This is a genomic window from Streptomyces sp. NPDC036822, from assembly GCF_055609145.1.
In genome coordinates this window covers 43,827-58,809 of sequence record NZ_JBVJPY010000021.1, presented here as the reverse complement: position 1 = coordinate 58,809, position 14,983 = coordinate 43,827, and the positions used below count along the sequence as shown (strand labels likewise).

15 protein-coding genes are annotated in these 14,983 nt (G+C 73.6%); 7 read left to right on the top strand and 8 right to left on the bottom strand.

All coding sequences use genetic code 11. The features are described 5' to 3' along the window. Positions 1 to 4: 4 nt before the first annotated feature. From ACZ68P_RS31500 to ACZ68P_RS31485, 4 genes are all read right to left on the bottom strand, one after another. Entirely contained in the window at positions 5 to 1,117 is a 1,113-nt protein-coding gene (locus tag ACZ68P_RS31500; RefSeq protein ID WP_471012228.1) for an ABC transporter substrate-binding protein, read from the bottom strand. Between the two features lie 324 nt (positions 1,118 to 1,441). Further along, positions 1,442 to 1,705: a hypothetical protein gene (locus ACZ68P_RS31495; protein WP_471012226.1), complete on the bottom strand. Its 264-nt coding sequence runs from the start codon at positions 1,703 to 1,705 to the stop codon at positions 1,442 to 1,444. Between the two features lie 200 nt (positions 1,706 to 1,905). Continuing rightward, positions 1,906 to 2,430 carry a transglycosylase SLT domain-containing protein gene (locus ACZ68P_RS31490; protein ID WP_471012224.1) on the bottom strand — a complete coding sequence of 175 codons (525 nt, stop codon included), beginning with the start codon at positions 2,428 to 2,430 and terminating at the stop codon, positions 1,906 to 1,908. A 461-nt stretch (positions 2,431 to 2,891) separates the two neighbouring features. Beyond that, positions 2,892 to 4,238 carry a nicotinate phosphoribosyltransferase gene (locus tag ACZ68P_RS31485; protein WP_471012222.1) on the bottom strand — a complete coding sequence of 449 codons (1,347 nt, stop codon included), beginning with the start codon at positions 4,236 to 4,238 and terminating at the stop codon, positions 2,892 to 2,894. 268 nt (positions 4,239 to 4,506) lie between these two features. Between ACZ68P_RS31485 and ACZ68P_RS31480 the strand changes: the two genes are divergently transcribed. Then, on the top strand, positions 4,507 to 4,956 hold the full coding sequence (locus ACZ68P_RS31480; RefSeq protein ID WP_471012221.1) for an SRPBCC family protein: 450 nt from the start codon (positions 4,507 to 4,509) through the stop codon (positions 4,954 to 4,956). A gap of 652 nt (positions 4,957 to 5,608) precedes the next feature. Next, complete coding sequence (locus tag ACZ68P_RS31475) at positions 5,609 to 6,445, top strand: hypothetical protein (RefSeq protein ID WP_471012219.1); 837 nt, start codon at positions 5,609 to 5,611, stop codon at positions 6,443 to 6,445. A 7-nt stretch (positions 6,446 to 6,452) separates the two neighbouring features. Here the strand turns inward: ACZ68P_RS31475 and ACZ68P_RS31470 are convergent, their stop codons facing one another. The 4 genes from ACZ68P_RS31470 to ACZ68P_RS31455 form a co-directional block, all read right to left on the bottom strand. Beyond that, positions 6,453 to 7,406: a YihY/virulence factor BrkB family protein gene (locus ACZ68P_RS31470; protein ID WP_471012217.1), complete on the bottom strand. Its 954-nt coding sequence runs from the start codon at positions 7,404 to 7,406 to the stop codon at positions 6,453 to 6,455. Beyond that, positions 7,406 to 8,101 carry a phosphatase PAP2 family protein gene (locus tag ACZ68P_RS31465; RefSeq protein ID WP_471012216.1) on the bottom strand — a complete coding sequence of 232 codons (696 nt, stop codon included), beginning with the start codon at positions 8,099 to 8,101 and terminating at the stop codon, positions 7,406 to 7,408. The genes ACZ68P_RS31470 and ACZ68P_RS31465 overlap by 1 nt, the downstream gene beginning before the upstream one ends. A 47-nt stretch (positions 8,102 to 8,148) precedes the next feature. Next, positions 8,149 to 8,355 (bottom strand): DUF6011 domain-containing protein, encoded by a 207-nt coding sequence (locus ACZ68P_RS31460; protein ID WP_471012214.1) that lies wholly within the window; start codon positions 8,353 to 8,355, stop codon positions 8,149 to 8,151. Positions 8,356 to 8,452: 97 nt separating this feature from the next. Then, positions 8,453 to 9,073: a GNAT family N-acetyltransferase gene (locus ACZ68P_RS31455; protein ID WP_471012212.1), complete on the bottom strand. Its 621-nt coding sequence runs from the start codon at positions 9,071 to 9,073 to the stop codon at positions 8,453 to 8,455. A 183-nt stretch (positions 9,074 to 9,256) separates the two neighbouring features. Here ACZ68P_RS31455 and ACZ68P_RS31450 point away from each other — a divergent pair, with 183 nt between their 5' ends. The 5 genes from ACZ68P_RS31450 to ACZ68P_RS31430 are packed head-to-tail and all read left to right on the top strand — an operon-like array spanning position 9,257 to position 14,904. Next, entirely contained in the window at positions 9,257 to 10,546 is a 1,290-nt protein-coding gene (locus ACZ68P_RS31450; protein ID WP_471012211.1) for an ATP-grasp domain-containing protein, read from the top strand. Then, positions 10,543 to 11,457, top strand: a complete 915-nt coding sequence (locus tag ACZ68P_RS31445; RefSeq protein WP_471012210.1) for a Rossmann-like domain-containing protein — start codon at positions 10,543 to 10,545, stop codon at positions 11,455 to 11,457. The genes ACZ68P_RS31450 and ACZ68P_RS31445 overlap by 4 nt, the downstream gene beginning before the upstream one ends. Continuing rightward, a complete protein-coding gene (locus ACZ68P_RS31440) occupies positions 11,454 to 12,575 on the top strand; it encodes a PLP-dependent cysteine synthase family protein (RefSeq protein ID WP_471012209.1) in 1,122 nt (373 codons plus the stop codon). Before ACZ68P_RS31445 ends, ACZ68P_RS31440 begins: the two co-directional genes overlap by 4 nt. Beyond that, positions 12,572 to 13,630, top strand: coding sequence for a dipeptide epimerase (locus ACZ68P_RS31435; protein ID WP_471012207.1), 1,059 nt, complete (start codon positions 12,572 to 12,574; stop codon positions 13,628 to 13,630). Before ACZ68P_RS31440 ends, ACZ68P_RS31435 begins: the two co-directional genes overlap by 4 nt. Then, the gene (locus tag ACZ68P_RS31430) at positions 13,627 to 14,904 is read left to right on the top strand and encodes an MFS transporter (RefSeq protein WP_471012205.1); all 1,278 of its coding nucleotides are present in this window, start codon (positions 13,627 to 13,629) and stop codon (positions 14,902 to 14,904) included. The genes ACZ68P_RS31435 and ACZ68P_RS31430 overlap by 4 nt, the downstream gene beginning before the upstream one ends. Positions 14,905 to 14,983 lie beyond the last annotated feature (79 nt).

The following is a 14,983-nucleotide window of genomic DNA, read 5'->3' as shown; positions in this document are numbered from 1 at the left end:
CCGCTCAGCCGACGTGCAGGATCCGGAACCGGTCGGCGTCCGCCGGGTCGCGGTCGGCGACATGGATCGGTGCCCCCGCCCACTGCCACACGCCGGTGCCCGGCGTGCGGGCGAACCGGATCGGACCGCGGGCGCCCTCGACCGCCACACGCGGCCAGGACGCGGCGACGGCCGCCCGGTCCGTGCCGGAGGAACGCAGCACCGCGGCGAGGACGGTGACGGTGTCCCAGCCCTCGAAGGCGACGAAGGAGGGGGCTTCCCCGAGCCGTTCGCGGAGCTCCTTCCCCACGCGTTCGCCGAGGGGGCCGAGGCGGTCGGGAAGGTAGCGCAGGAACGGGAGCCCGGCGCCGTCCTCGCCCAGCGCCGCGGACCATGAGGCGAGTTCCGGCTGTCCGGCCGGGGCGCCGATCAGGACGTCCGCGAGCCGTCGATCGCCGCGGACGGCGCGGACGATCGGCACCGCCGGCTCCGGATGCCCGACCAGCAGGAGGAGCGCCGTCGCGCCGTGGTCGACGAGCGCGTCGCACAGGGCTTCGGGGGTGAGCGCGTTCGCGTCGAGCTCCACGACGGTGCCGTCCCGGGCGGCGAGGCGCTCCCGCAGCACGCGGACCCCGGACGCCCAGTAGACGCTCGGCTGGGCCGCCACGGCGATCCGGCGCCTGCCGGTGCCCAGGAGGAAGTCCGCGTAGATCCGCCAGCCGCGGGACTGCGGCGGGGCGAGGCGCGCGACCCACTGCGTCGGCTCCTCGGTCAGCGCGTCGAGCACCGCGGACGAGCAGAGGAACGGCACGCCGAGCGCGTCGGCCCGGGCGGCGGCGGCGCGGGCGACGACGCTGTGGTACTCGCCCGCCACGGCGGTCACCCCGAGGCCGGCCAGTTCGTCCACGGCCGCCGCGGCCCGCGCCGGATCGGCCGCCGTGTCCCGGACCACCAGCTCCAGTGGTCTGCCCCCGATCCCGCCGGCGGCGTTGACCTCGGCCACGGCCAGGTCGAGCCCTGCCAGCAGGTGCCGGCCCGCCTCGACCCAGCCGGGCCGCGTCAGCGGGACGAGAGCGCCCAGGCGGACGGAGGACCCGCCCGCGTGCTCGGCCGTGGGCGGCGACGGTGGCGTGTTCATCGGGTGGCGTCTCCCCAGGGGGTCTCGTGCCGATCGTGCCGGGGGCGCGGCGCCGTGAGCCCGCCCGGTTGATCAGGCTGCCGGTCATTGGACCGGTCACCCTCGCTCGGGGGCAAGCTATTTTCCCGTCCGCCGAGCCGCGGGCGAAAGGCCGCGCCCAGGGCCGGTCAGTCTGCCGCCCCCCGGCCCGGGAACGTGATGACGAGCCCGATCCACTCGTCGGGGCGCTCGGCAGTATGAGCGCCATGGCCGCGTGGCCGTCATGAGCCCGACGCGGTGAGGGGCTCCGGGACGCCTCGGTGCGAGGCATCCCGGAGACGAGGGTCAGTGACCGGTCAGGGACCCGACGGTGTCGGTGACGTGGTCGATGACGTTGCCGTTGGAGCAGTTGTTGGCGTGGTCCCCCACCCAGTTGCCCAGGACGGGCACGACCGCGACCTCCTGGAGGCAGACGGCGGCGGCGGTGAAGTTCCAGTTGTCGGCGGCGTTGACGCCACCGCCGAAGTTGCTGTCGTTGTCGGCGAACGCGGGCGTGGCGACCGAGAGGGCCGCGGCGGTGAGCAGGCCGCTGGTGATGATCTTTCGCATGTCCTGAAAACGCCGCTCTTCCCGGCTGGTAACGGCCTGGACCCGCAAGGTGCTCGGGCGAACGGGCGATGTTTCCGGGGCTGCGCACACACGACGTCGGGCCCCGTCCTCGCGAGGAGGACGGGGCCCGACGTGGGGTCGGCGCGCGTCGGCGACTCGTTCCCGCGGGGCGGGAGCGCGGGTGGGGCCGTGGCCGAGGATCAGTAGGCGGAGTCGACGTTGTCGATGGAGCCGTACTTGTCGGCCGCGTAGTTGGCGGCCGCGGTGATGTTGGCGACCGGGTCCGTCAGGTCGTGCGGGGTGCCGGAGACGTGGTAGGCGTCGAACGTCGGCTGGATGACCTGGAGCAGGCCCTTCGACGGCGTGCCGTTCTGCGCGTTCACGTCCCAGTTGTTCTGGGCCTTCGGGTTGCCGGAGGACTCACGCATGATGTTGCGGTGAAGGCCCTCGTACGTGCCGGGGATGTCCTCGGACTTCATGATGTCCAGGGCTTCCTTGATCCAGCCGTCGAGGTTGTCGGCGTACTGCTTCTTCGCCTTCTTCGCCGGAGCCTCCGCAGCCGACACCTGGGCCGCCGCGACGTTCGCCGTGACCGGTGCCGCCTGGGCGGGCGACGGGGCCAGCGTGAGCGCTGCCGCCGCGGCACCCGCGGTGGCGATACCCGCGACGGAGAGCTTACGGAATCGGGCGATGCGGCCGGCGGTGTTCTGCGTGGGGGCGGTCATACGTGGGTAACTCTCCTAGCTGAGACAACGGGGGATGCCGACCGGAAACGGTGCGGCGGAGGCGGAGCTGATGTCCGCGTGGTGGCCGGGGCGGTCGGCCGGACTCGTTCCGCTGTCCGGCCCGGTGCCGTGCTCCCCGGGACGACAGCCATGGTTAGGGGCGCTTCCCGCCCGGCGCAAGGATGTGACGTACTACCCGACCGCGTGGCACAGGACCGGAACGCGCGTCGGGCGCCGCCCTGACGCGGGCCGATGGCCCTCCGGCGTACTACCTCGCTTAGAACGTGACGTGGCTCCTATGCGGGGCGTCACAAGCACGGGAGTCGCCGGGGGCTGCCCTGTCACGCACCGGTGGAAGTGGCTCGCGCTGTGTGCGCGCGTCCGGGCCGCCCGCTCCCCGCGTCCACGTCCGGCAGCGGGCGCCGGCGCGATGCCCGCTCGCGGGTGTCGCGCCGGCCGCGTCACTCCTCCGGCTGCTGCCCCGGGTCCGGCCGCGCCTCGATCCGGTGGCGGACCACGGTCGTCAGCACCGTCAGGCGCGTCGACGGCGCGGGCACCGGGGCCGTGGGGTGCTCGATCCGCCGGGCCTCGTCCGGCAGGGCGGCGAGGTCCGCCTCGAAGCGGGCACGGGCGGCGGCCAGGGTGTCGGGCGGCGCGGTGCGCAGCCCACCGCGCATCACCGTGTGCAGCAGCGGTTCCGAGCCCGGGGGCGGTTCCTCGTTCGCCAGGCCGATGACGTCACGCGGCCCGGGGCCCCGGAAGACCTGCTTGGGTCCCGGAGCCGTCGCCTTCGCCGTCGAGAGCTTCATGACCGGACGCCCGTCGTACTCGACCAGCTTGTACGCCGCGTCCAGGTAGGGGGCGTCGGCGGCCGTTCCGACCTTCGTCCCCACGGCGTAGGCGTCGATCGGCGCCCCGTCCCGTACGAGCCGGTCGACGCCGTACTCGTCCAGGCCGCCGCTCGCGATGATCAGCACGTCCCCGAGCCCGGCCGCGTCGAGCGCCGCCCGCGCCCGGCGGGCCAGCGCGCCCAGGTCCCCGCTGTCGAGGCGGATCCCGCACTCCGGGCCGAGCCCGAGGTCCGCGAGGACCCGCGCGGCCGTGGCGACACCGCGGTCGGTGTCGTAGGTGTCGACCAGGAAGGTCACCGGTCCCGGATGGGTACGGGCGAAGGCCCGGAACGCCTCCTCCTCGGAGGCGAAGGCCTCGACGTACGAGTGGGCCATCGTGCCGGCGGCCGGGATGCCGTACCGGCGCGCGGCGGCGACGTTGCTCGTGCCGGCGAAGCCCACCAGGGCGCACAGACGCGCCGCGCGCAGGCCGGCCTCGGGCCCGTGGGCGCGGCGCAGCGAGAAGTCCACCACGGGCCGGCCCCGGGCGGCGAGCACGCAGCGGGCCGCCTTGGAGGCGATCGCGGTCTGGTGACAGACGAGGGAGAGCAGGTACGTCTCCACGAGCTGGGCCTGGGGGAGCGGCGCGGTGACCTCCAGGAGCGGCTCGCCGGCGAAGGCGAGCCGTCCCTCGGGGAGGGCGCGGACCTGTCCGTCGAAGGACAGCCCGCGCAGCGGTTCGAGGTCCTCGACGGGCCGTCCCAGGGCGTCCGCGAAGTCCCGCACGTCCGACCGGCCCACATGGAAACGCGAGAGGTAGTCCAGGGCCGGCTCGAGACCGGCCGCGACCAGGAATCCCCGGCCCGGTGGCAGGTCCCGTACGGAGAGGCTGAAGGTGGCGGGTGCCCGCATGTCCTCCCGCAGGTACGAGAGCGCCATCGTGACCTCGTAGAGATCGGTGGTCGTCACCTCGGACATGCTTCGAGCATGCGCGGTCGGCAGGCACCTCGCACGGGGACCGTGTCCCCTTCGCCCGCCCGCGCCCGAGGCCGACGCGGCGAGGTGGGGGTACCGGGCGGCGTCGGCGGCCCCGGGTGGGCCGGTTGCCGAGGAAACGCCGGTGCGGCGGTCTCGGTTGGGTGGTGTCCCCGGCTGTGAGGCGGGGCGGGGCGCCGCTGCGGGGAGGCATGGAGCGACAGTCGCCGGCCGGACGCCGGCACCCGATCGCGCTGGAGGGATTGTTCTGATGTCGCAGGTGAAGGAATCGATCGAGGTCGACGTGCCGGTGACGACGGCCTACAACCAGTGGACGCAGTTCGAGTCGTTCCCGCAGTTCATGGACGGGGTCGAGCGCATCGAGCAGCGCAGCGACACGCTCACGCACTGGGTGACGAAGATCGGCGGGGTGGAGCGGGAGTTCGACGCGGAGATCACGGCGCAGATCCCGGACGAGCGGGTGGCCTGGGTAACCGTGAGCGGCCAGGCGGAGCAGTCCGGACTCGTCACCTTCCGGCCGATCGACCCGGCCCACACCGAGGTGACGCTGATGATGGACTTCGACCCCGACGGAGTGGCGGAGAGCGTCGCCGACAAGCTCGGATTCATCGACCGGCAGGTCAAGGGCGACCTGAAGCGGTTCAAGCACTTCATCGAGGACCGCGGCGCGGAGACGGGTTCCTGGCGCGGCGGTGTCTGATCCCCCGTCGCCCGCCCGACTCCCCGGGTGCGGACGCCTCCCGGGCGGGCGGGGCGGGATGGAGCCGTAGCGGTCTCGGAACCACAGGACGGGGCCCGTCGACAGGGCGACCGCGAAGGGCAGGGTGAAGAGCTGGTAGGTGACGCGGTCGGCTGCCCTGTGGCGTGGCCACAGCGCTCGCGCGGCCGCGGTCCAGCATCGCCGCGGTGGCGGCGTCACAGACGGCGACCCGCCAGAGGGGTGCGTCGGACGGCTCGAACAGCGCGAAGTGCAGCAGGCAACGGCGCGCCCGCACCCTCCCTCGGCTGATCCGGCCGGTGTGGTGACCCGGACGGGTTCGGGGCGGTGCGCGCCTCGCCCGCCCGGGCCCGTGGCGCGTCGTCGACCCCCGCGCTCGCCTTTCCCCAGCAGCTCGATCCCGCGATCGCCACCGCCGACCGGCGCCCCCGCTTCATCGACCACCTCTACCTCGGGCTCACCAACGCCACCGCCTTCCGCCCGACCGACGTCATGCCGCCGGCGCCCTGGGCCAAGGTCGCCATGGCGGTTCAGTCTGCTCATCCTCGGCCTCGTCCTCGCCGGCGCGGTCAACGTGCTCGCCTGATGCCGAGGGACGGAGCGGACATATCACTCGAAGGGATACAGTCGCCCGGTGGGCAGAACGACGGAGCACTCCGAGGGAGCGGGACCGTTCACGACCCGGCTCACCTGGCTTCTCGCAGGCGGGGACACCGCGGTGTGGGAATCGCGCCCGGCCCGGAAGCGCGCACGGCTGACCGTACGGGCCGAGGGCGGGAGGGAGTCCCTCTCCCGGTCGGCGGACGGCGTCTCGGTCGTCCGGATGCGGAGGCTGAACGCCGTCGCCGCCGGCGCGTTCACCGTGGGCGGCGCGCTCTTCGCCCTCGGCGCGGGTCTGTCGCAGTTCGGCCCGAGCGGCATGACGAGCGCCTGGATCTACTTCGCCGGCGGGCTCTTCTTCAACACCGGCGGATACGCCTCACTCCTCCAGTCCGTCAACGCACCCCGTCGCGACCCCGTCGCCGGAAGGCTCGCCTCGCAGCGCTGGCGGTGGTGGAGCTACCAGCCCGACCACATCGGCTGGCTCAGCACCTTCCTGCTGTTCGTCGGCACGCTCGTGTTCGGGATCAACCTCGTGGGTTCCCTGCTGGACGGGCTCTCGGTCCAGCAGGTGAACAGGCTGGTCTGGGCGCCCGACCTGGTCGGATGCATCCTCTTCCTGATCTCGGGTCACCTCGCGCTGGTCGAGGTCTGCCACGGCCGGCCGGGTGTCCGCGCGCATGACCTCGGCTGGTGGATCGTCGCTGTCAACCAGCTCGGATCGGCCCTCTTCATGGTGTCGGCCCTCGCGGCCTTCACGCGGCCCGCGACCGGCGACCTGGTGAACGTCGTGATCGCCGACTGGGGGACTCTCACGGGCGCCGCGTGTTTCTCCCTCGGCGGTGTGCTGCAGTTCTCCGAACGCCCCTGACGCGGGCTCAGACTCCCGGGTCCGGCCTGGCCGGACGCGTCACTCCCGCTCGTACGGCCTCCAGCTGGGCGGCGAACGCCAGGCCGAGGAAGAGGGCCAGGGAGGTGAGGTAGGACCACAGCAGCAAGGCCATGACCGCGCTGAGAGGCCCGTACACACTGGTGAAGGAGCCGCTCACTCCGACGTACAGGCTCAGGCCCCAGGTCGCCCCGTTCCAGAGCACCAGATAGAGGACGGCGCCGAAGGCGAGCCAGGTGTAGCCGGGTTGGTCGCGGCGCGGGGATAGCCGGAAGATCGCGCTGGTGGCCAGGACGGCGAGGAGCACTCCGACCGGCCAGCGCAGGACCTCCCAGGCGCGGGTGACGCCCGGCCCGAGGTGGTACGTCTCCGTGGCGGCATGGGTCAGATCGGAGCCGAGGACGGTGAGGAGGAAGCTCAGCCCCAGCGGCAACCCGGCGAGCACGGCCATCGCCAGCCCCCAGGAGTACTTGAGCGGAAAGGGCCGGTCCCGCTCGTTGCCGTAGATGCGGTTGGCGCCGCGCTCGACCTGGCACAGAGCGGTGGTGACGTTGACGAGGGAGAACAGCAGGCCCAGCCAGAGGGCCGCCTGGCCGCCCTCGCCCGCGTGCCTGCGGCTCAGTCGCAGCGCTTCGTCGACCATATCCTGGCTGGGGCCGCTGGTGATCCGGCGGATCGTGAGTTCGGCGACACGGCCGATTCCCTCCGTGTGCAGGACACCGGACAGGCCGATGGCGGCGATGGCCAGCGGGACGAGGGACAGGACCGTCTGCAGCGCCAGGGCCCGCGAGTGGCTGAAGCCGTCGGCGTAGCGGAAGCGTATGAAGGAGTCCCGTGCCAGGCTCCAGCCTCCGTACCGGCGCAGAGCGGCCCATGCCTCGTCGCCGGAGAGTTCCTCGCCCCGGACGTCACGTCTCTGCGGTACGCGTGTGGCGGTGCCCATCATCGTCCTGTCTGCCGGGGAAGGGCCCGTTCCCCGGCCGGGGAACGGGCGGAGAGGAACACGGAACCCACGACGACCAGCGTCACGGCGCCGTTGAGCAGGCCCCCCACGACATCGGTGGGGTGATGCATGCCCCGGTAGATCCGCGAAAGACCCACGGCGGCGGGGATCAGCAGCAGCACCAGGGCGGCGTACCGCCGGGCGCCGTGCACCCAGGTCAGCGACAGCACGGCGATCCCCCCGTACAGGGCGACGGACGCCCCGACGTGACCCGACGGGAAGCTCGACGTCGGCGGGGCCGTGTCGAGGTGGGGGACGTCGGGCCGCGGCCGTTGTACGCACATCGTGACCACGAGGAAGGTGGCCGACTGCACCACGGTCGCCGCGCCGAGAAAGGCGGCCTCCCGCCATCTCCGCCCGCCCGACAGCGTCAGCAGAGCGGTGACGCACACCAGCGTCACGCCGGCGACGGCCTCCGTGTCGGCCAGAGCCGACAACCACTCCGACAGGCCGTCCACCGTGGAACCGCGAAAGGCGAGGACCCCGCGGACGACCGGCCTCTCCACAGAGGACATCAGGACGCCCGCATGGGCGGAGGTCACCGCGAGGCCGAGCCCCACCATCAAGGTCACCTGCACAGGGACCAGCACCACGAGCCACGAGGGCCTCGCGTCCGCGCCGCTGCCTGTCGTCATGGAACCCTCGTTGCCCGTCGCCGCCGGATGATGTGCCCCGGCGGGGTTCAGGTTCCGGGCAGCGGCTCCTGGTCGACCACGTGCTCGGGGGTTGAGGGCGGCCGGCGCGACGGGTCGCAGTGGGGTCCGTAGCCGGTGAGGCGGGATTCGGGGCTGGTCAGCTCCCGGCCGCAGCGCCGGCAGTAGCGGTGCCGGTACCCGGTGACGGGGTCGTCGACGAGGGCGGGCTGGCAGGGTGCGGGCCGTCGGGGCATGACCCCATTATCGCGGCGGAGACCGGCGCCCTCGGCGGCGGCCCGGCCCGTCCACCACGCTCGCGCCCACGGGTGCGCGCGACGGGCCGAGCGCGCTTCAGAGCCCGCCCAGCGCCGGCCGGTCGTCGAGCCGGCCCGCGCCCGCGCCGGCGCCCGCCGTGACCCGGAGCGGGATCTCGAAGTGCACCGTCCCGTACCCGCCGTGCTCGCCCGTCGTCCGCGCGTCGCAGACCTCGTCGGCCATGCTGCGCCAGAACGCCTCCGCGCCGGGGACGTCGACGTTGGTGTGCAGGTAGACGGTGTCGTATCCGGGGGCACCCGCGGCGAACTCGCAGGCGGCCTCGACCATGGCGCGGGCCAGTCCGCGGCGGCGGTGGTCGGGGCGTACGTACACCCGCAGGAGCTGCGCCGTGCGCCGGGACGTGTAGCGGTCGGCGAGCCAGCGTGGATGCGGGGGATGGGCTGGGCCCCGGGAGTGCAGCGCGGTGGTGCCGACCACCTCGTCGCCCAGCGCCGCCACCACCAGGGCGTGGCGGGGATGCGCGAGGTAGGTGCCCTCGATGTCCACGACGTCGTCGTGCCACCGAGGCACGTATCCGTAGTCGAACTCCCGGTAGAACGTGTCGAGCATGACGCTGCGCGCCCCCGGCACGTCCGCGGGCCCGGCGAGCCGTACCGCGTACGGTCCGGTCTCCTGTCCTGGCGTCAGGTCTCTCATGGCGCGATGGCTCCCTTCCGGCGCTCCGGTCTTCTTGATCGGCAGGCTACCCGAGATCGCGTCTATTGGAAATGAAAACGATTTCAGATAGCTTCCTTCTCGGTCCGGTGCGGACGCCTCACTCAGGCGCTCCGCTTCGCAGTCACGCCCCGCTCCGGCGGAGGCATCTCGAGAGGAAGTCCCGTGGCACATCTGCTGGTTGTCGAGAGCTGGGTGGGATCGATGAGCAGGCTGCTGCCCAGGGCGATCCGCGAAGGCGGTCACGAGTTCACCTTCGTCACCCGCGACCTGCACCACTACCTGCGAGGCGCCCGGCCCGACGGCGGCCCGCACCCCCTGCTCGCGGCGCGCAACATCATCACCGCCGACACCAACGACATCGACGGGCTGCTGTCCCGGCTGGAACGGCTGCACGCCGTGCTCGCCTTCGACGGCGTGGTCTCCTCCTGCGACTACTACCTGCCGGCCGTGGCCCGCACGGCCGAGCGCCTGGGCCTGCCCGGACCCGCCGCCGACGCCGTCGAGGCGGCCTGCCGCAAGGACCTGACCCGCCGTGTGCTGGCCGGAGCCGGCGTGCCGGGCCCCCGCTTCGCGCTCTGCGCGGACACGGCACGGGCGGTCGAGGCCGCCCGCGACATCGGCTACCCGCTCGTGGTCAAGCCCGTGGACCTCTGCGCCGGGATGCTGGTCCGTCAGGTCCGGGACGAGCGCGAGCTGGAGCTCGCCTGCCAGGCGCTCGCGGACTTCCCCGTGAACGCCCGCGGCCAGGAACGCGCGCCCGTCGTCCTCCTCGAAGAGCTCCTCACCGGTCCGGAGGTCAGCGTGGAGACCGTCTCCTCCGGCGGCGTCACGGAGGTGGTCGGAGTCACGGACAAGAGCATCGGCGGAGCCCCGGGCTTCATCGAGACCGGCCACATGTTCCCGGCCGCGATGGCGCCGGGCCCGGAACGGGACGCGGCCGACACGGCCCTGGCCGCCGTCAAGGCCCTCGGCCTCGACCACGTCGTGTGCCACACCGAGATCAAACTGACCCCCGACGGACCCAAGGTCATCGAGGTCAACCCCCGCCCGGCCGGCAACCGCATCACCGAACTGGTCCGCCACGTCACCGGCATCGACCTCGCCGCCGCCTGCGTGGACGTCGCCCTGGGCCGTACACCCGATCTCACGCCCCGCCCGACCGGCGTGCGCAGTGCCGCCATCGCCTTCCTCCTCCCCGACACCGACGGCACCCTCACCGGCATCGAGGGCGCCGACGAGGTCCGGGCCGAGCCCGGCGTACTGGAGCTCACCCTCGCCGAGCCGGGCCGGTCCGTACGCGCCGCGACCAGCAACAACGAATACCTCGGCCACGTCATGACCGCCGACACCCGGGGCGACGGCGCCCGGCAGGCCGCCGAACGGCTCCTCTCGGCGCTGCGCCCCACCTACCAGGAGTGTCCGGCCGAGCTGTCCCCGGCGGTGCCGGCATGAACGCCCTCACACTCCACGAGCCCGCCGTACGCACCCTGGACGAGCTGATCGCCCACGTCCGCGCCGGTGGCTACGGACCCGACCCCGCCCAGGAGCGCGTCGCGCTCGCCTTCACCACCAGCCAGGCCGTCCGCCACGACGGCCGCAGCAGCGGATACCGCAACGAGGTGCTCAGCCTGCGCCTGCACGCCGCGGTCGGGTCCTGCGCGGTGGAACCGGGAGCGCTGCCCGCGGCGGCGCTCGACGACTGCGTCGGGGCGTCGGTCGCCGCCCTTCTCGACCACCCCCTCCTGCCCGTACGCATCGCCGCGCTCGACGCCTACCTCGCGCACGTGCGCCCCCACACACCCGACCACGGTGCCCGCCCCTACGCCCTGCCGGCCGGGAACTCGCTGCAGAGGTCCCGGTCCCGGGCCCGCGCCGTCATCGACCTGCTCCCTGCGACCGGGCCCCGCCGCGTCCTCGTCATCGGCGTGGTCAACTCCCTGCTGGAGCGGCTGCGTGAGCGCGGTCTCGCGTACGTCCCCTGCGACCTCAAGGGCGGCGTCACCGAGTGGGGCGAGACCGTACGGACCGACGCCCGCGCCGAGCTGGCCCACTGCGACGCGATCCTCGCCTCCGGCATGACCCTCGGGAACGGCACCTTCCAGCCGCTGCTCGACCACGCCGCGGCCACCGGCACGCCCCTGGTCATGTTCGCCCAGACGGGCAGCGCGATCCTCCCGAGGTTCCTGCGGGCCGGGGTGAGCGCCCTCTGCGCGGAGCCGTACCCCTTCTTCTGGCTCGACGGCGGCCCCGGAACCATCCACCGCTACGGCGGCCCCGGAACCGATGACCGCTACGGCGGCCCCGGAACCGGTCACCGCGACGACGGCCCCAGAACCATCCACCGTCACGGAGGCGCCCGGTGACCACCGCACTTCCCTTACACCGCCCGCCGTCGCGCAGCGCCCACCCGGAGCTGCTGACACTGATCGGACGCACCCCGCTCGCGCGGATCCGCACGGAACTGCCCTCCCCGCACCCCGGCTTCTGGGCCAAGCTCGAATGCCTCGGCGCCGGTGGCATGAAGGCCCGGTCCGCCGTGTCCATGCTCCGCGGCGCCCGCCTGCGCGGCGAACTCCGCCCGGGCGCCACCGTGGTCGAATCGACTTCCGGCACCCTCGGCATCGGGCTCGCCCTCGCCGGGCAGGCCCTCGGGCACCCGGTCGTCCTCGTCGGTGACCGTGAACTCGAACCGTCCATGCGGCAGTTGCTGCACGCGTACGGCGCACGGCTGGAGCTGGTGGAGCGGCCCGCCGCCGAAGGCGGCTGGCAGGCCGCCCGGATCGCCCGGCTGCGCGAGGTCCTGGCCCGGACCCCGGACGCCTACTGGCCCGACCAGTACAACAACCCCGACAACGCCGCCGGTTACCACGCGATGGCGGCCGAACTGTGCGAGCAGATCGAGCACCTGGACGTCCTGGTCTGCAGCGTGGGCACCGGCGGCCACAGTGCCGGGCTCATCGGCCCGCTGCGCCGCCGCTGGCCGCGGCTGAAGGTCATCGGCGTCGACTCCATCGGCTCCGCCATCTTCGGCCAGCCCGCCCGGCCCCGCCTGATGCGCGGGCTCGGCAGCAGCATCCACCCGCGCAACGTCGCCCATCACGCCTTCGACGAGGTCCACTGGGTGGGCCCGGCCGAGGCCGTCGACGCCTGCCGCAGGCTCGCCCGCACCAGCTTCGTCAGCGGCGGCTGGAGCACCGGCGCCGTCGCGCTGGTCTCCGCCTGGGCCGCCCGCGTCGAGACGGGTGCGGTCGTCGCGACGGTCTTCCCCGACGGACCGCACCGCTACCTCGACACCGTCTACGACGACGACTACTGCCGCGCACACGGCCTGGACCGGCCCGACCTCGCGGTCCGGCCCGTCGAGATCCCCCACCCGCACGCGACCGAGGCCATCGGCTGGACCCGCTGCCGCACCGTCGTCACCCCGCTCACGGCGAACCGGCCGCTCCTGCCCCCACCGGCCCGGGGAGGCACCGCATGAGACTGACCTGGCACGTCACCGAGCTTGAACTGGCCGAACCCCTGCGCATCTCCCGTTCCGTCATGGCCCGCCGCGACGCCGTGTGGGTCGCCGTCGAACACGGCGGTCTGACCGGCTGGGGCGAGGTGGTCAGCAGCGACTACCTCGGTCTGCCCACACCGCGCATCGTCCGGCACCTCACCGCGACGCGCCCCGCCGTCGCACGCCTGCCCGACCCCGAGACCGCGTGGCACGCGCACCTCGCCGACCCGCTCCCCGGCTGGTCGGAGCTGCCGGCCGGAGTTCTCGCCGGACTGGAGGCGGCCCTGCTCGACCTGACCGGCAAGCGCGCCGGAAGCCCCGCCCACCGGCTGCTGGGCGCCCGCACCGCGCCGGCCGTGCGGACCGCCCGGACGATCGGCATCGTCACCCCCCGGGCGGCGGCCGCGGAGGCCGCCCGCCTCGTACGCAGCGGCTTCACCGTCCTCAAGGTCAAGGCCGGATCGCCCGACCCGGCGGACGACCTCGCCCGGGTGGGCGCCGTACGGACCGGGACTCCCGGGGTGAGCCTGCTCCTCGATCCCAACGGGGCCTGGAGCGAGCGCCAGGCCGTCGACCTCCTGCCGCGCTTCGCCGAGCTGGGCGTCACCGCGGTGGAGCAGCCCATCGCCCCCGGCACCCCGGACTCCCTCGCGCGCGTGGCGAAGGAGTCCCCGGTCCCGGTCATCGCGGACGAGGACGCCGTCTCGTACGAGGACGCCGTCGGGCTCGCCGGTCTGGTCCACGGGGTCAACGTCAAGCTGGCCAAGTGCGGTGGGGTACGCAACGCCCTGCGGATCCACGAGGCCCTGCGCGGCTCCGGGACGGACCTGATGCTGGGGTGCCTGACCGCCAGCTCCCTCGGCATCGCCCCGGCCGTGCACCTCGCCGACCGGGCCCGCTGGGTGGACCTCGACGGACACCTGCTGCTCGCCGACGACCCCTGGACGGGGATCGGCGGCGCCGACGGCACCGTACGGGCCGGCGACGCCGCCGGACTCGGCGTCCGGCGCACCCACCGGGTGGACATACCGTGAGGATCCTCGGCTCCCTGCGGGGCTTCCCGCTCGCCGTGCGGCTGCTCCTGGTCAACCAGCTCGGCGTCAACACCGGCTTCTACCTCCTCATCCCGTACCTCGCCACCCACCTCGCCGACGACCTGGGGCTCTCGGCCGCCGTCATCGGTGTGGTCCTCGGGCTGCGCAACCTCAGCCAGCAGGGCCTCTTCCTGATCGGCGGCTCCGCGGCCGACCGGCTCGGCGCGCGTGGTGTGATCATCGCGGGATGTGCCCTGCGCACCGTGGGGTTCGGCCTGTTCGCCCTCGGCGACGGCCTGCCGCTGCTGCTCGCCGCGTCCGTACTCAGCGGGCTGGCGGGGGCGCTCTTCAATCCGGCCGTACGGACCTACGTCGCCCAGGAGGCGGGGGAGCGGAAGGCGGAGGCGTTCGCGCTGTTCAACGTCTTCGCCACCAGCGGGGCGCTGATCGGCCCCCTGCTCGGCACGCTGCTGCTGCTCGTGGACTTCCGCGCGGCCGCCGTGACCGCGGCCGGCGTGTTCGCCGTGCTCACCCTCGCCCAACTCCTGGTGCTGCCCGCCCGCGAGGTGCCGGCCCACGCCACCCGGGTCCTCGGCGACTGGCGCGAAGTCGCCGGCAACGGCCGGTTCCTGGCCTTCTCCCTCGCCATGGTCGGCATGTACGGCCTGGAGAACCAGCTCTACCTCCTGCTGCCCCGCGCGGCCACCGAGGCGTCCGGCTGGAGCGGCTCCGTCGGCCTGCTGTTCCTCGCCGGAACCGTCGCGAACCTGCTGTTCCAGCTACGCATCACCCGGGCCCTCGAGAAGCGGGGGACCAGGGGCCGCTGGATCGCCACCGGTCTGGGCGTCATGGCCCTGGGGTTCCTGCCGCCGATGCTCGTGGCGGGTTCCGCCGCGGCCCCGCATCCGCTGCGTCTCGTGCCGGTGCTCGCCGGAGCCCTGCTCCTGCACCTCGGCGTGATGGTCGCGCAGCCCTTCGTCATGGAGCTGATACCGGCCTTCGGCCGCGCGAACCTGACCGGGACGTTCTACGGCCTCTTCTACGCGATCTCCGGCATCGCGGCCGCGGCGGGCAGCGCCGCGATCGGCTGGTCCATGGACACCGCCGGCCACACCGGCCTGACGTGGCTGCCGTACGGGTGCTGCCTCGCCCTCGGCCTGGCCTCGGCCGTCTCCGTCGGCCACCTCCAACGCCGCGGCGTCCTGCCCGCCGGGCAGACCCCTGACGCGGCTGTTCCCGCCCCTTCCGACCGGCCCCGTAGCGAGTCCCGATGACCGAGGCCCCCGACGCGGTGGGCCCCGCCCCTGCTGAGGCCCCCGACGCGCTGGCCCCCGCCCCCCGGCCGTTCGCGAA

Excerpts from the sequence above, each read along its gene's own strand:
- ACZ68P_RS31500 (WP_471012228.1), bottom strand. The coding sequence starts at position 1,117 with ATGAACACGCCACCGTCGCCGCCCACGGCCGAGCACGCGGGCGGGTCC.
- ACZ68P_RS31495 (WP_471012226.1), bottom strand. The coding sequence starts at position 1,705 with ATGCGAAAGATCATCACCAGCGGCCTGCTCACCGCCGCGGCCCTCTCG.
- ACZ68P_RS31490 (WP_471012224.1), bottom strand. The coding sequence starts at position 2,430 with ATGACCGCCCCCACGCAGAACACCGCCGGCCGCATCGCCCGATTCCGT.
- ACZ68P_RS31485 (WP_471012222.1), bottom strand. The coding sequence starts at position 4,238 with ATGTCCGAGGTGACGACCACCGATCTCTACGAGGTCACGATGGCGCTC.
- ACZ68P_RS31480 (WP_471012221.1), top strand. The coding sequence starts at position 4,507 with ATGTCGCAGGTGAAGGAATCGATCGAGGTCGACGTGCCGGTGACGACG.
- ACZ68P_RS31470 (WP_471012217.1), bottom strand. The coding sequence starts at position 7,406 with ATGGGCACCGCCACACGCGTACCGCAGAGACGTGACGTCCGGGGCGAG.
- ACZ68P_RS31465 (WP_471012216.1), bottom strand. The coding sequence starts at position 8,101 with ATGACGACAGGCAGCGGCGCGGACGCGAGGCCCTCGTGGCTCGTGGTG.
- ACZ68P_RS31460 (WP_471012214.1), bottom strand. The coding sequence starts at position 8,355 with ATGCCCCGACGGCCCGCACCCTGCCAGCCCGCCCTCGTCGACGACCCC.
- ACZ68P_RS31455 (WP_471012212.1), bottom strand. The coding sequence starts at position 9,073 with ATGAGAGACCTGACGCCAGGACAGGAGACCGGACCGTACGCGGTACGG.
- ACZ68P_RS31445 (WP_471012210.1), top strand. The coding sequence starts at position 10,543 with ATGAACGCCCTCACACTCCACGAGCCCGCCGTACGCACCCTGGACGAG.
- ACZ68P_RS31435 (WP_471012207.1), top strand. The coding sequence starts at position 12,572 with ATGAGACTGACCTGGCACGTCACCGAGCTTGAACTGGCCGAACCCCTG.